The following is a 22,731-nucleotide window of genomic DNA, read 5'->3' as shown; positions in this document are numbered from 1 at the left end:
AGCCGCCGTTGTCAGATCAAAGGCTGGATGGAGAGAGAAGCTGCCGCGAGGTCAGCGCGTACTCGACGGTCTGCCCGGAGTTTGCGCGCGTGGACGGCTGGTAGCGTCGTTCAGGGATTCAGAAGCGGTCTCGATGGAAATGGTGGTGCCAAGTGTCGCGTTGATTCCGTAAAGCATAGTACCTCCCCCTCTCGCTGCGAGAGCACGCAGCGAGCAATCAGATCACAAGTGTTCAAAGCCAGTCTGCCGCTACCGAACATCCGCTTGTTCGATTGCCGCGCCGCCGCGTATCCCAGTCTGTCGTCTTCAACACGTTCCCGAACTCCGCGTTCCCAATCATGGCATCGCCGGTCAGCGTTCCATTCCCCCTCGTCTTGTTTCCCTGTCCGGCGCGCGCTGAACACGAGCGCCACACCAGGAAATTCAGACACAGAACAACCGCTCTCATATTGCTATGAGCTACCAACTCAGCTTCGCTTGGAAAGCGTCGCTAACGCGCACACCGCCGCCGATTTGCACGTCCGCTCTTGGGTCTCAAACCGCGCTGGTCAGGAGAGCCTCGAGCGTCGCGAACGAGTTACAAATACACCACGGGTGATTTCTGACAATCCGTGATTCGACGTCGCGACCCGACTCTCCGGCTTAGTTGCAACACTGCAGTTGCGAAACTCCACACCAAGTTTTTGAATCAGCGCATAGAATCCCGCGGCGTCGGGACGTGTGACAGTTTTCGCTGCACTCGCAAAAATTTTTAACAAACCGTTACAATCGTGGTTACCGGGACCAATTTTCAAAACGCTTACCCTCGCTATGTGGATAAGTGATTAGCGAGTCGGCGTTTTTCGGAATTGTTTTTCAGGGTAACCCGCGCGGCGAGAAGGCGCGAAAGAAGAAGCTGGCGATGGATTGGTTGACAATGTGCGCTCGCGCTTCTCGCATATGCGCACGAAAACGCTGGCGCGATAACTGCACCACGTAAAATCACGGGCGTTACAAATGTGACACGCCAGGCCATGCCCGGCAACGTGACAATTGCGCCGCCTTTCAACGTGCGCCCGAAATGCAACATGCTGTGCGCGCCTTGGCGAAAGAAGTTTGAGCCATGCGTGTGCGCGGGCAGGAGTCGGAAAACAAAAAGCCCGGCGCGAGGCCGGGCTTTGACGACTGTCAATTTCTGTCAGTTCACTTCGCGAGCTTGGCGATCGCGTGCGTCAGGCGCGACACCTTCCGGCTCGCATTGTTCTTGTGAACGATGTTGCGCTGCGCCGCCTGCATCAGTTCCGGTTCCGCGCGCTTCATCGCTTCCAGGGCCGCATTGCGATCGCCGCTCTTGATCGCTTCCTCGACGGTCCGGACCGCGCCGCGCATCTGGGTGCGGCGCGACTTGTTGATGATGGTGCGGCGGGCAATCTTGCGGGTCGCCTTTTTGGCGGAAGAGGTATTGGCCATGTTCTCAACTATCCTTCGGCTGTCATCGCTCGGGTGGTCGGGCTTGAGCGCGCCGGCCGTTCAAATTGCATGATCGAAGCTGGCGGTACTTTCCAGCTGGTGCGTTTTACAGGGTGTTCTTAAGCTAAGCCATTCTTGAGGCTGCCATGGACGGAAGTAAAAGTGCTCCCGAAAGCGGCGCGGCTCAAAGAACAGCGGCGGCGGGATTGCGCCCGCCGCCATTGGAGGTCTTATAGAGGGCGCCTCCCGCACCGTCAACGCTTTCCGGCTTCCCGAAAGGCCGGAACGCGGGCCGGAAATGGCGGGTTAAGGTGCTGATGAGGTTGAATTTCCAGGGGGGGCCCGGTATTGGCTGACGGCCTTGGCGGGCGACATATATTAAGGTGAGGCATGATCCGCGGTTTTTTTCGGCTTATCGGCCTGCTGCTTCTGGCCGGCGGATTCATCTTCATGGTCTATGACGGCGCCCGCTTCGTCGCCGACCAGACCCTGCGGTTCACCCGGTTCGGGCAGTTCTGGAACGACATCCATCAGTCCAGCCAGCTGGCATTTCGGACCTGGGTCGAGGGTGTCGCACCCTGGCTCTGGACCAGCGTCGTCCGCGTGCTGCTGGAACAGCCGGTTTTTGCCGTGCTGGGCGTGATCGGCATCCTGCTGATGATCCTGTTCCGGCCGAGCAAGCCGTTGATCGGCTACTCCAGGGATTGACCCGGCAGGCGTTCCTGGCGTCGTGCGGCGCAACAGGGCTGCGGTATCCGGCGTCGAGACATATATGGGAGTCCAACCGGCCACCGGCGAAGCCGCGCCAGGCCGATGTCCCGCCTGGAGGTACGCCATGTTGTTCATGCGCAAGACCACCGCGTTGCCGAGCGCCGCCGAAGCGTTGCCCGGCCGCGCCACCCCGATGCCGACCGCCACCACGCATTTCGTCAACGGCCGCAAGCTGCAGCCGCCTTATCCCGCAGGCCTCGCGCAGGCGGTATTCGGGCTCGGCTGTTTCTGGGGCGCCGAGCGCAAGTTCTGGCAACTCGGCGACGGGATCCATGCCACCGCCGCAGGCTATGCCGGCGGACACACGCCCAACCCGACCTATGAAGAGGTCTGCTCGGGCCGCACCGGTCATACCGAAGTGGTGCTGGTCGTGTTCGATCCGAAGAAGATCTCCTACGCGCAGTTGCTGAAGACGTTCTGGGAAAACCACAACCCGACGCAGGGCATGCGCCAGGGCAACGATGTCGGCACCCAGTATCGCTCGGCGATCTATACCTTTGGCGACGCGCAGCGGCAGGCTGCCGAGGCGTCGAAGGCGACGTACCAGAAGGCGCTGGCGGCGAAGGGGCTCGGTGCCATCACCACCGAGATCGCGCCGTCGGGCGAATTCTATTTCGCCGAGGACTATCATCAGCAGTATCTCGCCAAGAACCCGGCGGGCTATTGCGGGCTGGGCGGCACCGGCGTGTCGTGCCCGATCGGTGTCGGCGTCATGGCCTGAGAGAGGCCTCCACTGTCCTCGCCCTGCAAGTCCGGGGCGATGCTTCAATATTGCGCTACCTCTGATCGCAAAATACCCTTTATTAACCATAGCCGATGCATGACTGGAGCTGTCTCGCTTCAAGGGATGGCTCCGGTGCGGGTTGTGCGCGCGTTTCGAATTCCGATCACTGCGATCATCACCGCGCTCGCACTGTCGGGCTGCATGCGCACGACTGGACCTGTTGCGCTCGCGCCGCAAGACGATCTCGATTCATTGGCCTATGGCCAGCCGACCGGTGCGCCGCCGCCGGCGGTCGCCACCAGTTCCGGCAGCGGTGCTGTCGGTGCGGTTCGCGCCGCGTTCGCCGCGGCGCCGCGCGCAGCAGCTGCCCCCGTTGCCGTGCCTGCCTATGCCGAACCCGTGGCCGTGCGGCATGACACCCCTTATCATCTTGATGCCGGCGACAAGCTGCGCGTCGTCGTCTATGGCCAGGAGGGTCTCACCAACACCTATGCGGTCAGCGCCGGCGGTTCGATCACAATGCCGCTGATCGGCTCGGTGGCAGCACGCGGCCGCACCACGGCCGGACTGGCGGGGGAGATCGCGGCGAAGCTGCGCGCCGGCTTCATCCGGGAGCCTTCGGTCGCGGTGGAGGTCGAGGCCTACCGGCCGTTCTTCATTCTCGGCGAGGTCGCCGCGCCCGGGCAGTATCCGTATGTTCCGAACATGACGGTCGAGAGCGCCGTGGCGATCGCCGGTGGGTTTTCGCCGCGCGCGCGGCGCGACCGCGTCACGGTCACCCATACCGACGCGTCGGGCACGGCGCGCTACGTCGTTCCGCCCGGCAGCGCGGTCAGCCCCGGTGACACCGTGCTCGTTGGCGAGCGCTGGTTCTAGAGTCTTTCGAAAATCCATTCGCTCGCGACGCATTTTCATCAAATCCTCATCGCGATCTGGCCGTTTTGTTGAGCAAGATGCTTGGGCAAATGCCTCGCGGCTGGATCGCTAGGCAATCTGTGTTCCGCTTGCGCCTGCATGAGCAGCGTTCGCATCGGATTGCAGAATCGCCTGCGCGCGAGCGTTAAACTCAGGGTAGCGTGAATGAAAGTTTGCGCTTTTCTGCGGGCTCTGTTCTACCGCGCATGAGCATCGGTTGCGATAAATCAGCGCTATGTGTTGGCAGCACTCGAAACGGTGTTTCCAGTTGCGCTGCAGCATTGTAGACAGTGCATCGTCGAAACGAGGCGCGCCGGTTTGTCCGTTGAGTGCCTGCAATCCGGAGTGTGACCATGAACTATCTTTTGCCGGTCAGCGTGACGCGCGCGGTGACCGCAGCAGCATTGCTGGCTTCCATCGCCATGACTGCCGTGTTCGGCGCTTCGCAAGCGGTCGCGGCGGATGCCTATCCGAGTCGCCGCATTACGTTGGTGATCCCTTATCCCGCGGGCGGTGCCACCGACGTGCTGGGCCGTCTGCTTGCCAACAAGCTCTCGGAGTCGTGGAAGACGACCGTGGTCGTGGAGAACAAGTCGGGCGGCGGCGGCGTGGTCGGCAACGATTTCGTCGCCAAAGCGCAGCCCGACGGCTACACCGTGCTGCTCGCCATCACCCAGATCATCCAGGCGCCCAGCCTCGTTCCGAAGCTGCCCTACGACGTCTTCAAGGATCTCACGCCGGTCACCCAGGTGGCGCTGTCGACGATCGTTCTAGTGGTTCCCGAGCAGCAGCCGTTCAAGTCGGTGAAGGAACTGGTCGACTATGCCAAGGCCAATCCCGGCAAGCCCTATGGCACCTTTGGCAATGCCACGACGTCGCATCTCTATGGCGAACTGCTCAAGAAGGTCGCCAATATCGACATGACCCACATTCCCTATCGCGGCTCGGCTCCGCTGACGAATGATTTGCTCAACAACACCGTGATCACGGCGTTCCAGGACCTGACCACGGCGCACGCGCAGATCAAGGCCGGCAAGTTCCGGGCGCTGGCGGTGGGCGGTGAACAGCGCAGGAAGGCGATGCCCGACGTGCCGACGATGGGCGAACTCGGCTATCCCGGCTTCGAGATCGAAGGCTGGCTCGGCGTGTTCGTACCCGCTGCCACGCCCAAGGACATCGTGAAGAAGCTTTCCGATGAGCTCGCCCGGATCGTTGCCTCGCCCGAAGGCATCGCAGGTATCGAGACGCTGAGCCTCGTTCCGGTTGGCGGATCGCCCGAAGACTTCGACAAGGCGCTGCGCCGCGACCTCGATAAATGGGCCGACGTCGTGAAGCAAACCGGCGTCAAGGGCGAGTAAGGCGGAGTAGCCCTGTGCCGTCGTTCCGGGGCTCGCGTAGCGAGAGCCCGGAACCCAATTCGCGACTTGCGCGTGGTTAGTTGGATTCCGGGTTCGTGCTGCGCACGCCCCGGAATGACGGACGAGAGAGATCGCGCCCCTTATTTCTTCAAATGCTTGGCAAAGAACGCCAAGCTGCGCGGCCAGGCGATATCGGCACTGGCCTTGTCGTAGCTCGCCCGCTCGTCGCAGTGGAAACCGTGCTGCGCGCCGGGATATATATGGACCTCGACCTCGGGCCGCTTGGACTTGATGGTCTCGACGTCGGTCAGCGGAATGCCCGCATCTTTTTCACCGAAATGCAGTTGCGTCGGCACCTGGGGCTTGTCGTCGACGAAGCGGACGACGGCGCCGCCGTAATAGCCCACCGCGGCCGAAAGGCCGTTCAGCTTGGTCGCGGCGGCATAGGCGATACTGCCGCCGAGGCAGAAGCCGATGATGCCGACCGCGCCGACATCCTTCACCGCATCGATCGCGGCCTGCGTATCGCGCAGCATCGCCGTCCAATCCGGACTGGCGATGAATTTGCGGGCGTTCGCGACCTCGTCCGGCGAATAGCCGCATTGAAAATCCGGCTGGATGCGATCGAAGATCGCCGGCGCGATCGCGACGTAGCCATCGGCCGCGAGCCGGTCGCACACCGAGCGGATATGGTGATTGACGCCAAAAATTTCCTGGATCACCACGATGGCCGCCTTCGGCTTGCCCGCAGGGTCGGCGCGATAGCCGCCGAGGTTGAAGCCGTCCGAAGCCGTCAGTTTGATATCCTGTCCCACGGTCATTCCTTCCTGTTCTGGGTTGCATGAGTAGGTGAGTCGGCTGAAGCCGCTTATTGCCACATCCAGTTGTGGCCCCAGTCGCCCTTCCAGCCGGCCAGCCTGCCCTTGCGGAACTGCAGGAACAGCCGGTCCTGCTTGACGAACAATCCGCTGCCGCCGACGTTGCGGAACGCGAGGAAGATTTCCTCGCCCGGCCGGCCGCGGACGTGATTGAGCGGCACGCCGAGTGCTTGGGCGGCTTCGTCGGCCCCCATGCCGAATACCAGCGGGATATTGTTGGACAAGGTCTCGGTAAATGGCGGCGGGTAGGGGCCGCCGATCGGCGGCAAGTGCTGCGCGGACGCTGGCGCGGAGCCGCCGGTGATCAGGACGAGGGCGAGCGCGGCGGCCTTCACGATGCGGCCTTCTGCCTTGCCCCTGCATCGAGGCTGTCGAGGAACGGCAGCACGGCGTCGATGAAGGCCTGCGGCTGGTCGATGTTGACGGCGTGGCCGGCGGCCGGGATCACCACCTTCTGCGCGCCGGGAATCTTGGCCGCCATGTAGTCGGAGGCCGCAAGGAACGGCGTATCGTCGGCGCCTACCACGATCAGCGACGGCGCCTTGATTTCGGGCAGGGACTCGATCACGCGGGCATCGCGCTGGGTCAGCATGCCGCGCGCGGCGCGCGCCAGTCCGGACGCGTCGCGGTGGGTGACGCTGGAGCGCTCGCGGCTTGCCGATTTCAGAACCTCCAGCCCCTCGCGCTCGAACCGGTCGCCGGTGTCGTGCGCCCGCTTGTTCCAGACCTCGCGCGCCTCGTCCTTCTTGAACCCGGGGCCGGTGTCGATGATCAGCAGCGCGCGGACCCGCTCGGGATGGGCGCGGTAGAATGCCAGCGACATGTAGCCGCCCAGCGACAGCCCGCCGACGATCGCCCGTTGGGCGCCGACCGCATCGAGCAGGGCCGCCATGTCGGCCACCGTCAGCGCCTCGCTGTAGGCCGCGACATTTTCGGGATAATCGGACTGGCCATGACCCCTCATGTCCCACAGGATGAGCGTGTGATGTTTCGAGAGCGCCGCGATCTGGCCCTGCCACATCCCGCTGGTCGAGGAATAGCCGTGGGTCAGCAAGAGAGGTGGACCGGAGCCGTGCACCTCATAGTAGATCTTGACCCCGTCGCGATCGATCGTCGGCATCTCCGCTCTCCCCAAATGGATGTGAAATTCCGGCGTCGCCGTCCCAGCTGCCGCATCCTACCGCGATCCGTCCGGGAACAGGAAATGCGGAAACGGAGTATGCATCTGCCGCCCGTGCGCGACAGGCAGCCCTGTGAAGCCACGCCGCAGCGCACAAGCCAAAGCCGCTTGCAAAGGCGAGTATGCAATGCAGCGCATCATCAATGCTATCCCTAAAATTTTAGCTTTCTCGGAAGCCTATGTTCACGGTCCCTCTTAAGGCCCGGGGAACGCATTCTCCGCTAGCGTCGAATGCAAATCGTCACCGCGAGGGGTTTTGGGGTTTCATGACATCGGCAGCCAACAAGACTTCGATCAAGCGCCGGCTGCTGCTGGCTTCGGATCGGAGCGATCAGAGCAGTGAGCTCGCCAGCATTCTGCGATCGGTAGGCCAGGTCGACACCATCGCCACGTCCGACATTCCCGATGCACCGGAGCGCGACCTCGCCGGTATCGTGGTCGACATCAACCTGCGTTCTGCCGAGAGCGTGCAATTGGTGCGCAACAAGCTGCGCACCGAAGCCTATCGCGAGATGCCGCGGCTGTTCGTGTTGGCCGACGCGCTGCATCACGGCTCGATGCAGGCCTGGGCGCTCGGCGCCACCGACACCATCGCCCGGCCGTTCGACGCGCAAGGCATCCTGCAACGGATTCGCGCCGCATTCCCCGATAGCGACGGCTTTGACGAGACCGATCGCGGCAAGGTGCTGAACCGCGGTGTCGAGGCGGCGCACGCCGTGATGGTCAAGATTTTTGAAGGGCTCCCGGCCGGCGTTCCCCTGAAATTCAGCGACATCGTCGAAGCCGAGAACAAGATCCTCAAGGCGATCAAGCATTCGTCGCTGCGTGAGTGGCTGACCACGGTCGGCTGCCACCATACCGGCAGCTACCGCCACTGCCTGTTCGTCACCGGCTTTGCGGTCTCCTACGCGCAGCACCTCGGCATGCGCGATGACGACCAGCGCCGCCTGGCGCGCGCCGCCCTGCTGCACGACGTCGGCAAGGCCTTCATCCCCGTCGCGATCCTCGACAAGCCGGGCCCGCTGACGCTGGAGGAGATGGAAGAGATGCGTCAGCATCCGCGCCGCGGTCATGAGGCGCTGTCCGCGCAAGGCGGCTTTCCGCCCGAAATGCTCGACGTGGTGCTGCATCACCACGAGTTCCTCGACGGCACCGGCTATCCCGACGGCCTCAATGGCAAGCAGATCAGCGACATCGTTCGGCTGACCACGATCGTGGACATCTATGCCGCCCTGGTCGAGAAGCGCGCCTACCGGCTGCAGTTCACCCATGCCCGCGCTTTCGCCATGATGGAAGAGATGGGCGACAAGCTCGACCAGCACCTGCTGAACGCGTTCCGGCCGGTGGCGTTCGGGCATTATTGATTTCCCGACATTGCGGGTTCGGTGCCACGCATCGCCCGGAACGGGGGGGTCCCAGCCGCTCAACGCAAGCATGTGACTTTGCTGCCCGCTAGTTATCTGCGATCTTCGGCATCCGACGCCGTTGACCAATGATCGATGGCAGGAACTCCATGGAAACGGCGACCTCCGATCTCGACATCCCTGCCGACCTCGCGGCCACCCTGGTCAATCCGGCCGCCTATGCCGACCATCGCATCCATGACAGCTACCGCTGGCTGCGCGCCAACAATCCGCTCGGCATCGCCCGGCCCGAGACGTTCGATCCGTTTTGGGTGGTGACGAAGCACGCGCATATTCAGGCGATCAGCCGCCAGAACGAACTGTTCCACAACGCCGACCGTCCGACCACGCTGACCAGCCAGGCGGTGGAGAAACGCGTGCGCAAGATCACCGGCGGGCCTAATCTGGTGCGCTCGCTGGTGCAGATGGATGCGCCGATCACCCGAAATACCGCGCATTGACCCAGGGCTGGTTCATGCCGGCCAATCTCGGAAAGTTCGAGGGCCGCGTCCGCGAAATCGCCCGCGCCACGGTGCAGCGCATGCTCGACAAGAGCGGCGCTTGCGATTTCGTTGAAGACGTCGCGCTGGGCTATCCGCTGCACGTCATCATGGAAATTCTCGGCGTGCCCGAACAGGACGAGCCGCGCATGCTCAAGCTGACGCAGGAGCTGTTCGGCCCGCAGGATCCCGATACGGCGCGCATCAGGGAACAGCTCACTGCGGAACAGTTCTCCGCGATGATGCAGGCGGTGGTCGCCGATTTCGGCGCTTATTTTCGCGGCATCACCGAGGACCGCCGCCGCCATCCGCGCGACGATCTCGCCACCGTCATTGCGAATGCGAAAATCGGCGGTGCCTACATGCCGGATCACGATGCGACCAGCTACTACATGATCGTGGCCACCGCCGGCCACGACACCACCTCGTCCTCGACTGCCGGCGCGATCTGGGCGCTGGCGGAAGACCCGGCACAGTTCGAGAAGGTGAAGGCCAATCCGGACCTGATCCCGGGTCTGGTCGACGAAGCGATCCGCTGGATGACGCCGGTCAAGCATTTCATGCGCTCGGCCACGGCCGACACCGAACTCGGCGGGCGCAAGATCGCAAAGGGCGACTGGCTGATGCTGTGCTATGCCTCAGGCAACCGCGACGAGGACGTGTTCGAGGAGCCGTATACATTCCGCTGTGACCGCAAGCCGAACCGCCACGTCGCGTTCGGCTACGGCGCGCATCTCTGCCTCGGGCAGTATCTCGCCAAACTCGAAATGCGCATCCTGTTCGAGGAATTGTTGCCGCGCCTGAAGTCGATCGCAATCGACGGCGAAGTCAAGATGACGCAGGCCTATTTCGTCAACGGCCCGAAGAAACTGCCGATCAGGTTCGAGGTGAATTGAGGGTCGCGTAGGGTGGGCAAAGGAGCGCTAGCGACGTGCCCACCATCTACCAACGAGCCCGCTGAAAGAGGGTAGGTTCGCTTCGCTCAGCCCACCCTGCAAGATTTTCACCCCAGCATCTTTCGCAGCTCCGCCTTTGCCACCTTCTCCAGCGTCGAGCGCGGCATGTCGTCGACGAAGTGAATCTCCCGCGGTACCTTGAAGTCGGCGAGCGACGTGCGGCACGCGGCCATCACGGTGTCGTGCAGGTCGGCGGGTGCACCCTCGACGCCGGCCTGCGGGATGATGAAGACGACGGGCACTTCATCGAGCATGGCATGCTTCTTCGCCACGACGGCGGCTTCGCGCACGCCCGGCACCACCGCGATCACCTGTTCGATCTCGGAGGCGGCGACGTTTTCGCCGCCGACCTTGAGCATGTCCTTGGTGCGGTCGCCGAACCGGATGAAGCCGTTTTCCAGCAGCGTGACGCGGTCGCCGGTGATGAAATAGCCGTGCTCGTCAAAGCTCTCGCGCGTCGCCTTTTCGTTGTGGAGATATTCCGCAAACAGCGACAGGCCGGGAATGCCCTTGATCAGGAGATTGCCGGTGCCCCCGACTTCCGTCGGCGCGCCGTCGTCCTCGACGATGCGGATCTGATACTCCGGCGCGGCGCGGCCGATCGACATCGGAATGTTGGGTTGGTCGACCTCGCCGACGATGCCGTGGGTGATGGTCTCGGTCATGCCCCACCAGCCGATCATCTTGACGCCGAAGGCGGCAAAGGGCGGCGGCTCGGATATCGCGGTGCCCCAAAGCCGAAACTTGTGGTGCTTGGGAATCTCGTGTTCCAACAGCGCCTTCATGCAGAACGGGATCGTCGAGGTCCAGGTGCTGTTGTGCTCCAGCGCGACATTCCAGAACCGGCTGGCGGAAAACCGCGGCTGGATGACGCAGGAAGCACCTACCCACAGCGACGCCAGCATCGAATAGGCCAGCGCGTTGGTGTGAAACAGCGGCAGATAGGTCTGGTGCACATCATTGGCGTGCAGATCTTCATGGGCGGCGTTGATCTTGGCGCCCCACAGCGCGTTCGCGTGCGTCCATAGCACTGCCTTCGGCCGCGACGTGGTGCCGGAGGTGTATTGCACGCTGCACGGCGCGAAGGGATCGGTGGCGCGACGCGGCCGGTCGGTGCTGTCTGCGAAGAGCGAATCAAAACTGTCGCCGCGGGGTGCAGCCTGCGCCGGCCTGCTGCCGGCATCGTGGGAGATCACGGCGATCCAGCGCAGGTCCCGGCAATTGGCCGAAATCAGCTCGGCGTAGGCCGGCTGGGTGATGGCGGCGACCGCGCCGCAATGGCCGGCGAAATATTCGATTTCCGCCGCCGCCGAGCGGGTGTTGGTGGTAACCGCGATGGCGCCGAGTTCGACGCAGGCGAACCAGGCGAGCATCGCCTCGATGCAATTGTCGAGATGGATCAGCACATATTCGCCGGGCTTGATGCCGCGTTTGACGAGCCCTGCGGAAAGCGCGCCGACGCGGTCGTGAAATTCGCCGTAGGACCATTTCCGAGCAGGCCCCTCGAACGGCGCCCAGATCAGGAACGGATGATTGCGGCGGCTCTCGGCGCGCATCCGCAGCAGCCAGGGTACGTCGAGGCCGGCGAAGGGGCCGACAATGCCGGGTGCTGCCTGTGAATTGGTCATTGGTCCTCCCGCGCAGCTTTATCGGCTGCCTTGATTTTGCTTGGGAGTAGTTCTGCCATCGGAAGGCGCGATGGGCAAATAGGTAATTGAATTCCGTGCTGCCTCAGCGTCATTGCAAGCGCAGCGAAGCAATCCATTTCTCCGCTTGCTGAGCTATCGATTGCTTCGCTGCGCTTGCAATGACGGGGAGGGTGCGGTGCGCCCTAACCGGCCCCATCCTCGTACGACGAAATCTCGATCAGGCTCCCATCCGGATCCCGGCAATAGACCGACCGCAGCGTGCCGCGGGCGCCTTGCTTGGCCACCGGGCCTTCCTCGATCGCCACGCCGTTTGCCTTCAGATGCGCCACCACCTCATCCGGCGTGCTCGATGTCAGGAAGCAGAGATCGTCGCTGCCTGCGGCGACGTGATCCGCCGTGAACCACTCGATCGTGTCGGCCTCGCGCGGTCGCACGTTGATCTTCTGGTTCCCGAACACCAGCGAGGTGCGCGGCGTCTTGCCGGGGCCAGGATCGAATACGTTCACCTCCATGCCGAGGATCTTTCGATACCACTCGGCGGAACGCGCCACGTCGGCGACGTTGATGACAATATGATCGAGTGCATTAACTCTGACGGGCATGTCTCATCCTTTGGTCGCGGTCCGAAGCGGCGTCGCGGACTGGCCGCATCGGGGTTTGTTTGTTACAACGCAAGCGGCGTTCGGTCCAATATGGCCGCCGCACAATGAATCGGACCGGGAAGGAACCCGGCCCTCAAGGGAGAAAATTTGATGATTTCACGCCGTTCTGCAATTTGCCTGGCCGTCGTCGGTCTTTCCGCTGCCATGTCGATGGGCGGCGCCTCGGCCGCGGACTATCCGACCCGGTCGGTCAAATGGGTCGTCGGATATCCGCCGGGCGGCGCGACCGACATCATCGCGCGGCTGATCGGCCAACGCCTTTCGGAGCGGCTCGGCCAGCAATTCGTGATCGAGAACAAGCCCGGCGCCGGCAACAACATCGCCACGGAATCCGTGATCAACGCCGAGCCGGACGGCTACACCGTGCTGCTGGTCAATCCGGCGAACTACATCAATGCCTCGCTGTACGCCAACCTGAAATTCAACGTCGTTCGCGACATCGCGCCGGTCGCGGCGTTCAACCGCGTGCCGAACGTGATGACGGTCAACAAGGACGTGCCGGTGAAGACGGTTGCCGAGTTCATCGCCTATGTGAAGGCCAATCCCGGCAAGGTGAACCTCGCTTCGTCGGGCAACGGCACCTCGGTGCATCTGTCCGGCGAAATGTTCATGGCGATGTCGGGCGCCAAGATGCAGCACGTGCCCTATCGCGGCGCGGCGCCGGCGATCACCGATCTGCTGGGCGGCCAGGTCCAGGTGATCTTCGACAACATGCCTTCCATCCTCCAGCACGTCCGCGCCGGCTCGGCACGGGCGCTGGCGGTTACCAGTACGACGAAATCGTCGCTGTTGCCTGACGTGCCGGTGCTTGCCGATACCATTCCGGGCTACGAGGCGAGCGCGCTGTTCGGCATGGGCGTCCCGAAGAATACCCCGAAGGAAATCATCGCCAGGCTGAACAAGGAGATCAACGAGGTGCTCGCGGAGCCCGCGATCAAAGCCAAGCTGATCGACCTCGGCGGCGAACCGCTGATCGGCCCGCCGGAAGCATTCGGCGCCATGATTGTGGCCGAAACCGACAAGTGGAAGAAGGTCATCGAGGAAGCCAAGGTGGAAAAAGTACAGTGATCTAGCTCACAGGAACATTGGACCGATCGTGGTGTTTTACGAGGAGTGGCGACGCGGTTCTTGTGTCACGTGAAGGAGATCGAAGATGCGCAATGCAATGCTGGCGATATTGGCCCTTTCGGCCGCCACCGTCGCCTCGGTGGCGGGCAGCTCGCCCGCCGCGGCCTATGACTACCCCTACTGCCTCCAGGGCCGGGGAATCGGCATCCCCGGAGATTGCTCGTACGCCAGCTATGAGCAGTGCCAGGCGTCGGCGTCCGGCCGCGCGCTGTACTGCAACGTTAATCCGCGCGTAGCCTTTGGACAGCAGCAGCCGTCGCGGCGGATGCGGGTCTATCGCGACTATTGATCGAATGTTGCCAGAGAGTTCGGCCGAACCGGGGCGCGATCTTTGCGCTGAACGGTTCGGCCGTTCATCTACCCACATCGCAATGACGTGATGCAGACGCCGGCTTGACGGCGTTTTCCCAGCGTATATGCTTAACCTTATGGTTAAGTCTCAGGAAGAGGTGCTGGACCGCACCTTCGCGGCGCTGTCCGACCCGACGCGGCGCGCCCTGCTGGCGCGGCTCGGCAGCCGCGACAGCCTGTCGGTGAGCGAGCTGGCGCAGCCGTTTTCGATGTCATTGCCCGCGGTCATGAAGCATCTCGATGTGCTGTCGGACGCCGGCCTGATCGTGCGCGAAAAGACCGGCCGCACGGTCGCGTGTCGGCTGACCGCCCAGCCGATGGAGCAGGCGATGGCGTGGCTCAATCGCTATCAGCGCTTCTGGTCCGACGCGCTCGACCGCCTTGCCGCTTTTGTGGAGGAAGACCCATGGCCACCCAATCCAGCGCTGCCAAATCCAGCACTGCAAAGCCCGACAGCCGCGCCGCCGATCCCGCCGCGCGCCCCAGCCTCACGCTCTCGCGCCGGTTCGCCGCGGCGCCCGAAAAAGTCTACGCCGCGTGGGCCGACCCGCAAAAGCTAGTGCAATGGTTCGCGCCCGGCGGCGTCGAGGAGGGTTCGGTCAAGGCCGACATCGACCTGCGCGTCGGCGGCCGCTATCGGATCAGCTTCAACGCCAGGGGTGCCTACAACGAAGTGGGCGGCGTCTATCGCGAAGTCGTTCCGAGCCGGCTTCTGGTGTTCAGCTGGGCGTGGCATTCCACGCCGGAACGGGAATCGCTGGTGACGATCTCGATCAAGCCGGAAGGCAGCGGCACGCTGCTGACTTTCCTGCACGAACAATTCGCCGACGAGACCGCACGCGACAATCACGCGCGTGGATGGACGGAATTGCTGGCCAAGCTCGAAAGCTATCTCGCTTGAACGGAGCGGTGTCTGCTGTGGCTGCGGCACCATAACGGATGCGCGCCGATGCCAGTTCAGGCAAGTTGCTGGATGACGAAATGCGGCGCGCGATAGCGCCGGAAAGCAAGAGGAAACCAACATGTCCTACGTCGATGGCTTCATCGTCGCCGTGCCGAAGAAAAATCTCGATGCTTACGTCCGCCTTTCGAAGAAGTGCGGCAAGGTCTGGCGTGAATACGGCGCGCTGGATTATCGCGAATGGGTCGCCGACGACGTCAAGGTCGGCAAGCTCACGTCGTTCCCGCGCAGCGTCAAGCTGAAGCCGGGCGAAACCGTCGTGTTCGCCTGGATTACCTACAAGTCGCGTGCGCAGCGCGACAAGATCAACGCCAAGGTGATGAACGACCCGCGGCTGAAGGCGATGACCGAGGGCAAGCCGCCGTTCGACGGCAAGCGGCTGATCTATGGCGGCTTCGAAAGCCTGGTGAAGGTATAGGCAGCACCGCGTCTCCCTGTCGCGGCGCTTCGAAAGTTGGGGCTTAATCCCGGCTGCCGCGGCCTTGTGATATAACTGTCAAACAAGACCTTTAGGAAATCCGGTATCGCGTCACGCGGATAACGGATTGACATGGCCGAGATCGAAATTCGGGGCCTTCGCAAGGCCTTCGACGGCACCCAGGTTCTGAAGGGCGTCGACCTCACGATCGAGGACGGGGAATTCATCTCTCTGGTCGGCCCTTCCGGCTGCGGCAAGTCGACATTGCTGCGGGTCATTGCCGGCCTCGAACCGCAATCGTCCGGCGAGATCCGGATCGATGGTGTCCGCGCCGACGGCGTCAGGCCGAGCGCGCGCAATCTGGCGATGGTGTTCCAGTCCTACGCGCTGTACCCGCATCTCAGCGTATTCGACAACATCGCGGTGCCGCTGCGGATGAAACGGCTGTCGGCGCTGGCGCGGTTGCCGATTCTCGGCCGGCTGATGCCGGGCCGCCGCGCCGCCGAGCGCGGCATCCGCGCGGATGTCGAGCGCGTCGCCGAGCAGCTCGAGATTTCGCCGCTCTTGAAGCGCAAGCCCGGACAATTGTCCGGCGGCCAGCGCCAGCGCGTCGCGGTCGGCCGCGCCATCGTGCGCCAGCCCCGCGCGTTCCTGTTCGACGAGCCGCTGTCGAATCTGGACGCCAAGCTGCGCGTGCATATGCGCGCCGAGATCGCCCAACTGCACCGCCAGCTCAAAACCACGTTCATCTACGTCACCCATGACCAGGCCGAGGCCATGACCATGTCGGGGCGGATTGCGGTCATGATCGGCGGCGAGCTGATTCAGGTTGGCACGCCATCGGCGATCTATGAAGACCCGCGCGATATTCGTGTCGCGGAATTCATCGGCACGCCGAAAATCAATGTGTTTCCCGGTCGCGTTCGCGGCGACGGCCGGCTGGAAGTACTTGGTCATGTCCTTCATGCGGCGACGCCGGCGCCGGCGGGAGAGTGTCGCGTGTGCGTTCGGCCGGAGCGGATCGATCTGACCGGGTCCGGCGTCTTTTCGGGCACGGTCGTGCATCTGGAAAATCTGGGCTCTGAAGCCTTCGTCCATGTCGCAAGTGAAGGCATGGGCGCGCCGGTGGTGGCGCGTGTCAACGATCCCAGCCTTTTGCCGACGATCGGGGCCTCAGTCGGCTATGGCTTTGTGCCGGACGCGGTTCGCGCCTTCGACGGCAATGGCCAGCGCATCGCAACCGAGATCGCCTCGCGCGTCGAGCGGCCGCGGGGGATGGCCGTTGTCTGACGTCGCCGCTACGCTGCCGCCGGTGGCCGCAACCGCGCGGGATCGCCTGCCGGTGTTTGCCGGATCCGGTTCGACCGCGCGATCCGCCTACGCATTGGCCGCGCCGGCCTCCATGCTGATGCTGATGATGCTGATCGGCCCGCTGGCCGGCGTGCTCGCGCTATCCTTCACGGACTACCAGCTCGGCGCGCCGTCGTTCGCCTGGACCGGCCTGTCGAACTACCACGAGATGTTCGCCGACCGGGTGTTCTGGATATCGCTGAAGAACACATTGACCTACGTCGCGATCGTGGTGCCGGGCGCGGTGGCGCTCGGGCTCGGCACGGCGCTGCTGATCCAGAGCGGCGCCGGCCTCCGCAGCCTCTATCGCACGATTTATTTCCTGCCTGTGATGGCGACGCTGATCGCGATGGCGATCGTCTGGGAGTTCATGCTGCACCCGCAGTTCGGACTGGTGAACGGCCTGCTGCACGCCGCCGGCCTACAGGGCCATAGCTGGCTGCAGGAACGCGGCACCGCGCTCTATTCGCTGTGCGCGATCGGCATCTGGCAGGCCACCGGCTTCAACATGGTGCTGTTCCTCGCCGGCCTCGTCTCGATCCCGAAACACCTTTACGACGCGGCCGAGATCGACGGCGCCGAAAGCGCCTGGTCGCGCTTTCGTCTGGTGACATGGCCGATGCTCGGCCCGGTCACGCTGTTCGTGGTGACGATCTCGGCGATCCGCTCGTTCCAGGTGTTCGACACCGTGCAGGTGTTGACCAAGGGCGGTCCGTCGAAATCGTCGGAAGTGCTGATCTACACGATGTACGCCGAGGGTTTCGAGTTCTTCCGCTCCGGCTATGGCGCCGCGATCACCGTCGTGTTCCTGGTCTTCGTGCTGCTGCTCACGCTGCTCAAATCCGCACTCGGCAACCGCGAGGTGCATTACGCATGACGTCGCGGGTTCACACATACCTCTGGCCAGCGACGCGGCATACCCTGCTGCTGGCAGGTGCGCTTGTCATGCTGGCGCCCTTCATCTGGATGCTGTCGACGGCATCGAAGCCGCAAACCGAAATCTTCTCCTCCGAGCTGCATCTCATTCCGCACCATTTCGCGCTCTGGGACAATCTTCAGACCGCCTTCGCCAAGGCCAATCTGTGGCGCTATCTGCTCAACGGGCTGATCGTCACGATTTCGATCTTCAGCCTGCAGGTGCTGGTGGCGCTGCCGGCGGCCTATGCGCTCGCCAAGCTGCGCTTCCTCGGCCGCGACGTGCTGTTCGCGCTCGTGGTGTTCTGCATCCTGATCCCGCCGCAGGCCACCGCGATTCCGGTGTTCCTGCTGCTGCACAAACTCGGCGTGCTCGACACTTATGCGGCGCTGGTGCTGCCGTTCACGATCTCGGCGTTCGGCATATTCCTGATGCGTCAGTTCTTCAAGACGGTGCCGGATGATTTGATCGACGCGGCGCGGATGGACGGGATTTCCGAGTTCGGCATCGTCTGGCGCGTGATGCTGCCGACGGCGATTCCGGCGGTGACCGCGTTCGGCATCTTCTCGGTGGTCGCGCACTGGAACGACTATTTCTGGCCGCTGATCGTGTTGAACAGCGAGCATCTGCAGACGCCGCCGCTGGCGGTCGCGCAATTCCGCAACAACGAGGCCGGCACCAATTACGGTCCGCTGATGGCGGCCGCCATCGTCATCATCGCGCCGCTGGTGATCGCCTTCATGTTCGCCCAACGCCGCTTCATCGAAGGCATCACGCTGACCGGCATCAAATAACCCGAATTTTTAAACCGCAGGAGACGACAATGTTCAGAACATGGATTGCCGCTACCGCCCTATCGCTCGCCGCAGGCCTTGCGCATGCCGACACCGAAGTCGTCATGCAATATCCCTATCCCGAACTGTTCGAAGGCACCCACAAGCGCATCGCCGAGGAGTTCGCAAAAGTGCGGCCGGACATCAAGGTCACGCTGCGCGCGCCCTACGATTCCTACGAGGAAGGCACCCAGAAGGTGCTGCGCGAAGCGGTGACCAACCAGATGCCCGACGTGACCTTCCAGGGCCTCAACCGCGTCCGCGTGCTGGTCGACAAGAACATTCCGGCCGAACTCGACGGCTACATCGCCGCCGAGAAGGACTTTGACAAGCAGGGCTTTCACCAGGCGATGTACGACATCGGCACCGCCAGCGGCAAGGTCTACGCATTGCCGTTCGCGATCTCGCTTCCGATCGTCTATGTCAACGTCGACCTGGCGAAGAAGGCCGGCGCCGATCCGACGAACCTGCCGAAGACCTGGGACGGGCTGATCGATCTGGCGAAGAAGATCAAGGCGCTCGGCCCCGACATCAACGGCATCACCTACGCCTGGGACATCACCGGCAACTGGCTGTGGCAGGCCCCGGTGTTTTCGCGCGGCGGCACCATGCTGAACGCCGACGAGACCAAGGTGGCGTTCAACGGGCCCGAGGGACAGTTCGCGATTCGGACGCTGGCCCGCCTGGTCACCGAGGGTGGCATGCCGAATCTCGACCAGCCGGCCATGCGTGCGACGTTTGCGGCCGGCAAGACCGGCATCCACATCACGTCCACCTCCGACCTCAACAAGACCACCCAGATGATCGGCGGCAAGTTCGAGCTGAAGACCCACACGTTTCCCGATGTGGTGTCGCCGAACGGCCGCCTGCCGGCGGGCGGCAACGTCGTGCTGATCCTCGCCAAGGACAAGGCCAAGCGCGACGCGGCCTGGGAAGTGGTGAAATTCTGGACCGGTCCGAAGGGCGCGGCGATCATGGCGGAAACCACCGGCTACATGCCGCCGAACAAGGTCGCCAACGACGTCTACCTGAAGGATTTCTACGTCAAGAATCCGAACAATTTTACCGCGGTCAGCCAGCTCGCGCTGCTGACCAAATGGTACGCGTTCCCCGGCGACAACGGCCTCAAGATCACCGACGTCATCAAGGACCACCTCAACAGCATCGTCACCGGCGCCCGCGCCAAGGAGCCGGACGCGGTACTGTCAGACATGACCGCCGATGTGCAGAAGTTGCTGCCGAAGACGGTCGGTTCGTCGCGCTGACGACAGAGGCCTCAATGACCGCTGCGGTGCGTCACGCCGCAGCGGTCGCGATCGCATCACATCGGAGCCCGCCCATGAAGCTCATCCACATGAGCGATATCCATCTCACAGCGCCCGGCAAGACCATCGGCGGGCGCGATCCCCGGCTCAATTTCGAGCGGGCGCTGACCGATATCCTCAAATGTCACCACGACGCCGAGCTTCTGGTCATCACCGGCGATCTCTCCGACTGGGGTGATCGCGATGACTATGAATGGCTCAAGGCACGGCTCGAATCGTTTCCCGTGCCGGTGCGGTTGTGCATCGGCAATCACGACCGGCGCGAAAGCTTTCTGGGCGTCTTCCCGGACCATGCCGGGCCAGGTGGCTTTGCCCATGGCGTGCACGACACCGCGGCCGGTCGCTGCCTGTTTCTCGATACGGTGCTGCCCGAGAGCCATGCCGGCCAATTCTGCGAGGTCCGCCAGCAATGGCTCGGGGCGCGGTTGTCTGAGCACCCCGGGCCGTTTCTTCTGTTCATGCACCACAATCCGATGCCGACCCATCTCAGGCCGATGGACCGGATAAGGCTGCTTGATGATGCTGCCTTCCGCGACATCGTCGGCCGACATCGCGACAAGATCCGTCACATCTTCTTCGGCCACTGCCATCTGCCGCTGGCGGGATCGGTGGCCGGCGTGCCGGCGTCCTCGCTGCGTGGCACCAACCATGCGAGTTTTCCGGTGTTCGCCGAAACCGAGCTGTTGAGCGCTTCCGACCTGCCGGAAGCCTATGGTGTGGTGTTCCTTGGCGGGGATTACGTCACCGTTCACATGGTCGAGTTCGGTTATGCCGGCCCGATCCGGATTGAGGGATCGACCGATTACAAGGCGTGGGACCGGGAGACCATGGTGCGATGAAGTTCGTCATTCTCACCGACACCCACTTTGTCCCCCGCGGCCGCCAGATCTACGGCCTTGATCCCGCCGAGCGGCTGACGGCAGCCGTCGACCGGATCAACCGCGACCATCCCGATATTGCCTTCGTCATCGTCACCGGCGACCTCGCGCATTGGGGCGAAGACGGCGCTTACGAAAACCTCGCCTCGGTGCTCGCGCGGTTGAACGCACCCACGATCCTGCTGATGGGCAACCACGACAAGCGCGATCCGTTCGGCCGCCATTTCCCCGGCGTTACCCGCGATTCCTCCGGCTTCGTGCAGGGCATCCACGCCTTCGACGCGGCGACCGTCGTCACGCTCGATACGCTGAACGAGGCCGCCCCCGATCACGCCGGGCTGCTGTGCGAGGCGCGGCTGGCTTTCCTCGAACACGCGCTGGCCTCAGCGCCTGCTGATCGCCCGCTGCTGCTGTTCCAGCACCACCCGCCATTCGATACCGGGCTGCGCTACATGGACGGCATCAGGCTCGCCAATCCCGAGGCCGAATGGGACGTGATCGCGCGCACGCGTAAGCCGGACTACCTGTTCATGGGCCATCTGCATCGGCCGATCTCGGGCCTGTGGCGCGGCATTCCCTTTCATATCCAGCGCGCGCTGGCGCATCAGGTCGCGTTCGATCTTGTGACCGCCGATCACATTCCCGGATCGCATGAACAGCCGGATTACTCCCACGTGACCGTCGACGCCGGTCAGGTCGTCATCCATCAGTGCTCGTTCCTCTACGACGGCCCGCGGTTCTCGTTGCAGGACCGCAACGCGCTGGAATGGATCGATCGGTAATACCCCGGCGCTGGCGATACACGGCGCATATGGCATCGCGGAATCAAGGTGCTCGCCTTGCGCGAACGCGTTCGTGTCGATGTCCGACGCGTCCGCCGTGCTTCATTTAGAATGATGCTCATCATTCCGCTTCGCGGGAGTGGCTCCGTAGTATCACGGACCCCGCGTCAGGCAGGGTTTACCTGCGATTAATTGCACAAAGTTAGGGTCGAGGCTGTCAAGGACCGCCCATGCGACCGTCAGGTGCTGCGAGCTGACACTCGACTGACGGTGATGAAGGAAACAGAATGTTCTTCCGCACCAGGATGCCATCCGCGGCGGCGACCTTGCTTGGTCTCGCCGCGCTTTTCTCCACGCCTGCGTCGGCGGCGGACATAGTGCTGCGCTTCGGTTCGATCAACACCGAGAACACCGCGCCTTACGATCAGGTTTTGCTGCCATTCGCGAAGGCCGTCGAGGAAGAATCCGAAGGCCGCATCGAAGTCCAGCTCAAGCCGCTCGGCGGCTACGGCAAGCCGGCTGAACTCTTCCCCATGGTCGAGAAGGGCACGATCGAGATGGCGGCCAGCGTGCAGGGCTATCATCCCGGCCGCTTCCCGCAGTCCTCGGTGATGGAGCTGCCCTTCATGTTCGAGAACTCGATCGCGGGCACTTCGGCTATGCTGCAGCTCCACAAGGAAGGCCTGCTCGACAAGGATTACGCCTCGGTCAAGGTGCTTGGCCTCTACGTGCTGCCGCCCTATCCGATCTTCACGACCGGCAAGAAGATCCAGTCGGTCAAGGATTTCCGCGGCCTGCGCATGCGCACGCCGAGCACCACGGTCGGCGTGGCCCTGGCGAAACTCGGCGCGGTACCGCTCGGCATTCCCCTCAACATGATCGGTGACACCATCGCTTCCGGCTATGTCGATGCCATCGCCTATGGCTGGGATTCGACCACGACGACCAAGGGCGTCGCCGGCAAGACACTCGCCGATCAGCTCAAGGTCGTGATCGATGCGCGGCTGGCGGCGCCGTCGCTGATGATCGTGATGAACCGCGCGACCTGGGACTCGATGCCCGCCGACCTGAAGAAGATCGTCGAGAAACACGCCGCCGAGCTCTCGATGGGCAGCGCGCGCATCCGCGAAGCGCAGGAAGCGGTCACCAAGAAGAAGCTGCTGAACGATCCGCGATTCACCGCACTGTCGTTCAATGATCAGCAGCGCGCCGAATTGCAGCAGGTCACCGCGCCGGCTGTGGCGGAGTGGAAAGCCAACATGGCGAAGCTCGGCATTGACGGCGAGAAGCTTTACGCGCGCGCCAGGGAATTGATCCAGCAGTACAAGGTTGCCGCAAAATAAT

23 protein-coding genes and 1 pseudogene are annotated in these 22,731 nt (G+C 63.2%); 18 read left to right on the top strand and 6 right to left on the bottom strand.

All coding sequences use genetic code 11. The features are described 5' to 3' along the window. Window positions 1-1,182 precede the first annotated feature (1,182 nt). Window positions 1,183-1,449, bottom strand: coding sequence for a 30S ribosomal protein S20 (rpsT, locus tag QUH67_RS34815; protein WP_300944618.1), 267 nt, complete (start codon window positions 1,447-1,449; stop codon window positions 1,183-1,185). Window positions 1,450-1,839: 390 nt separating this feature from the next. Between rpsT and QUH67_RS34810 the strand changes: the two genes are divergently transcribed. The 4 genes from QUH67_RS34810 (at window position 1,840) to QUH67_RS34795 (ending at window position 5,217) form a co-directional block, all read left to right on the top strand. Beyond that, window positions 1,840-2,157 (top strand): hypothetical protein, encoded by a 318-nt coding sequence (locus QUH67_RS34810; RefSeq protein WP_300944617.1) that lies wholly within the window; start codon window positions 1,840-1,842, stop codon window positions 2,155-2,157. Between the two features lie 127 nt (window positions 2,158-2,284). Next, entirely contained in the window at window positions 2,285-2,941 is a 657-nt protein-coding gene (gene msrA, locus QUH67_RS34805; protein WP_300944616.1) for a peptide-methionine (S)-S-oxide reductase MsrA, read from the top strand. 144 nt (window positions 2,942-3,085) lie between these two features. After that, window positions 3,086-3,820 carry a polysaccharide biosynthesis/export family protein gene (locus QUH67_RS34800; protein ID WP_300948286.1) on the top strand — a complete coding sequence of 245 codons (735 nt, stop codon included), beginning with the start codon at window positions 3,086-3,088 and terminating at the stop codon, window positions 3,818-3,820. Between the two features lie 392 nt (window positions 3,821-4,212). Further along, window positions 4,213-5,217: a Bug family tripartite tricarboxylate transporter substrate binding protein gene (locus tag QUH67_RS34795; RefSeq protein ID WP_300944615.1), complete on the top strand. Its 1,005-nt coding sequence runs from the start codon at window positions 4,213-4,215 to the stop codon at window positions 5,215-5,217. 140 nt (window positions 5,218-5,357) lie between these two features. On the opposite strand, the gene QUH67_RS34790 is transcribed toward QUH67_RS34795, so the two are convergent. Genes QUH67_RS34790 through QUH67_RS34780 form a run of 3 tightly spaced genes read right to left on the bottom strand, consistent with a single transcriptional unit; the run spans window position 5,358 to window position 7,215 of the window. After that, a complete protein-coding gene (locus QUH67_RS34790; RefSeq protein WP_300944614.1) occupies window positions 5,358-6,032 on the bottom strand; it encodes a dienelactone hydrolase family protein in 675 nt (224 codons plus the stop codon). A 53-nt stretch (window positions 6,033-6,085) separates the two neighbouring features. Beyond that, window positions 6,086-6,433 (bottom strand): hypothetical protein, encoded by a 348-nt coding sequence (locus tag QUH67_RS34785; RefSeq protein ID WP_407080500.1) that lies wholly within the window; start codon window positions 6,431-6,433, stop codon window positions 6,086-6,088. Further along, window positions 6,427-7,215 (bottom strand): alpha/beta fold hydrolase, encoded by a 789-nt coding sequence (locus QUH67_RS34780; RefSeq protein WP_300944612.1) that lies wholly within the window; start codon window positions 7,213-7,215, stop codon window positions 6,427-6,429. Before QUH67_RS34780 ends, QUH67_RS34785 begins: the two co-directional genes overlap by 7 nt. Window positions 7,216-7,541: 326 nt before the next feature. Here QUH67_RS34780 and QUH67_RS34775 point away from each other — a divergent pair, with 326 nt between their 5' ends. Both QUH67_RS34775 and QUH67_RS34765 read left to right on the top strand, forming a co-directional pair. Beyond that, window positions 7,542-8,639: an HD-GYP domain-containing protein gene (locus QUH67_RS34775; RefSeq protein WP_300944611.1), complete on the top strand. Its 1,098-nt coding sequence runs from the start codon at window positions 7,542-7,544 to the stop codon at window positions 8,637-8,639. Window positions 8,640-8,788: 149 nt separating this feature from the next. Further along, window positions 8,789-10,074, top strand: a pseudogene (locus tag QUH67_RS34765) (cytochrome P450). Between the two features lie 107 nt (window positions 10,075-10,181). On the opposite strand, the gene QUH67_RS34760 reads toward QUH67_RS34765, so the two are convergent. Both QUH67_RS34760 and QUH67_RS34755 read right to left on the bottom strand, forming a co-directional pair. Next, window positions 10,182-11,762 carry an AMP-binding protein gene (locus QUH67_RS34760; RefSeq protein ID WP_300944608.1) on the bottom strand — a complete coding sequence of 527 codons (1,581 nt, stop codon included), beginning with the start codon at window positions 11,760-11,762 and terminating at the stop codon, window positions 10,182-10,184. Window positions 11,763-11,965: 203 nt separating this feature from the next. Continuing rightward, window positions 11,966-12,385 carry a VOC family protein gene (locus QUH67_RS34755; RefSeq protein WP_300944607.1) on the bottom strand — a complete coding sequence of 140 codons (420 nt, stop codon included), beginning with the start codon at window positions 12,383-12,385 and terminating at the stop codon, window positions 11,966-11,968. Between the two features lie 150 nt (window positions 12,386-12,535). Between QUH67_RS34755 and QUH67_RS34750 the strand changes: the two genes are divergently transcribed. The 12 genes from QUH67_RS34750 (at window position 12,536) to dctP (ending at window position 22,730) form a co-directional block, all read left to right on the top strand. Continuing rightward, window positions 12,536-13,513 carry a Bug family tripartite tricarboxylate transporter substrate binding protein gene (locus QUH67_RS34750; protein WP_300944606.1) on the top strand — a complete coding sequence of 326 codons (978 nt, stop codon included), beginning with the start codon at window positions 12,536-12,538 and terminating at the stop codon, window positions 13,511-13,513. A gap of 85 nt (window positions 13,514-13,598) precedes the next feature. After that, entirely contained in the window at window positions 13,599-13,862 is a 264-nt protein-coding gene (locus QUH67_RS34745; RefSeq protein ID WP_407080386.1) for a DUF3551 domain-containing protein, read from the top strand. A gap of 139 nt (window positions 13,863-14,001) precedes the next feature. Next, on the top strand, window positions 14,002-14,484 hold the full coding sequence (locus tag QUH67_RS34740) for an ArsR/SmtB family transcription factor (protein WP_300944605.1): 483 nt from the start codon (window positions 14,002-14,004) through the stop codon (window positions 14,482-14,484). Then, window positions 14,484-14,825 carry an SRPBCC family protein gene (locus QUH67_RS34735; protein ID WP_300944604.1) on the top strand — a complete coding sequence of 114 codons (342 nt, stop codon included), beginning with the start codon at window positions 14,484-14,486 and terminating at the stop codon, window positions 14,823-14,825. Before QUH67_RS34740 ends, QUH67_RS34735 begins: the two co-directional genes overlap by 1 nt. 121 nt (window positions 14,826-14,946) lie before the next feature. Beyond that, complete coding sequence (locus QUH67_RS34730; protein WP_300944603.1) at window positions 14,947-15,303, top strand: DUF1428 domain-containing protein; 357 nt, start codon at window positions 14,947-14,949, stop codon at window positions 15,301-15,303. 132 nt (window positions 15,304-15,435) lie between these two features. Next, complete coding sequence (locus tag QUH67_RS34725) at window positions 15,436-16,593, top strand: ABC transporter ATP-binding protein (RefSeq protein ID WP_300944602.1); 1,158 nt, start codon at window positions 15,436-15,438, stop codon at window positions 16,591-16,593. Continuing rightward, window positions 16,586-17,530, top strand: a complete 945-nt coding sequence (locus QUH67_RS34720) for a carbohydrate ABC transporter permease (RefSeq protein ID WP_300944601.1) — start codon at window positions 16,586-16,588, stop codon at window positions 17,528-17,530. Before QUH67_RS34725 ends, QUH67_RS34720 begins: the two co-directional genes overlap by 8 nt. Further along, window positions 17,527-18,363 carry a carbohydrate ABC transporter permease gene (locus QUH67_RS34715; protein ID WP_300944600.1) on the top strand — a complete coding sequence of 279 codons (837 nt, stop codon included), beginning with the start codon at window positions 17,527-17,529 and terminating at the stop codon, window positions 18,361-18,363. The genes QUH67_RS34720 and QUH67_RS34715 overlap by 4 nt, the downstream gene beginning before the upstream one ends. Before the next feature lie 29 nt (window positions 18,364-18,392). Beyond that, the gene (locus tag QUH67_RS34710) at window positions 18,393-19,667 is read left to right on the top strand and encodes an ABC transporter substrate-binding protein (RefSeq protein WP_300944599.1); all 1,275 of its coding nucleotides are present in this window, start codon (window positions 18,393-18,395) and stop codon (window positions 19,665-19,667) included. A 74-nt stretch (window positions 19,668-19,741) separates the two neighbouring features. After that, window positions 19,742-20,566: a phosphodiesterase gene (locus tag QUH67_RS34705; protein ID WP_300944598.1), complete on the top strand. Its 825-nt coding sequence runs from the start codon at window positions 19,742-19,744 to the stop codon at window positions 20,564-20,566. Continuing rightward, on the top strand, window positions 20,563-21,387 hold the full coding sequence (locus QUH67_RS34700) for a phosphodiesterase (protein ID WP_300944597.1): 825 nt from the start codon (window positions 20,563-20,565) through the stop codon (window positions 21,385-21,387). Before QUH67_RS34705 ends, QUH67_RS34700 begins: the two co-directional genes overlap by 4 nt. Before the next feature lie 287 nt (window positions 21,388-21,674). Then, window positions 21,675-22,730 (top strand): TRAP transporter substrate-binding protein DctP, encoded by a 1,056-nt coding sequence (dctP, locus tag QUH67_RS34695; protein WP_300944596.1) that lies wholly within the window; start codon window positions 21,675-21,677, stop codon window positions 22,728-22,730. The last annotated feature ends 1 nt before the right edge of the window (window position 22,731 follow it).

Source organism: Bradyrhizobium roseum (assembly GCF_030413175.1).
Classification (GTDB): Bacteria; Pseudomonadota; Alphaproteobacteria; order Rhizobiales; family Xanthobacteraceae; genus Bradyrhizobium; species Bradyrhizobium roseum.
This window is presented reverse-complemented; position numbering and strand designations above follow the sequence as displayed.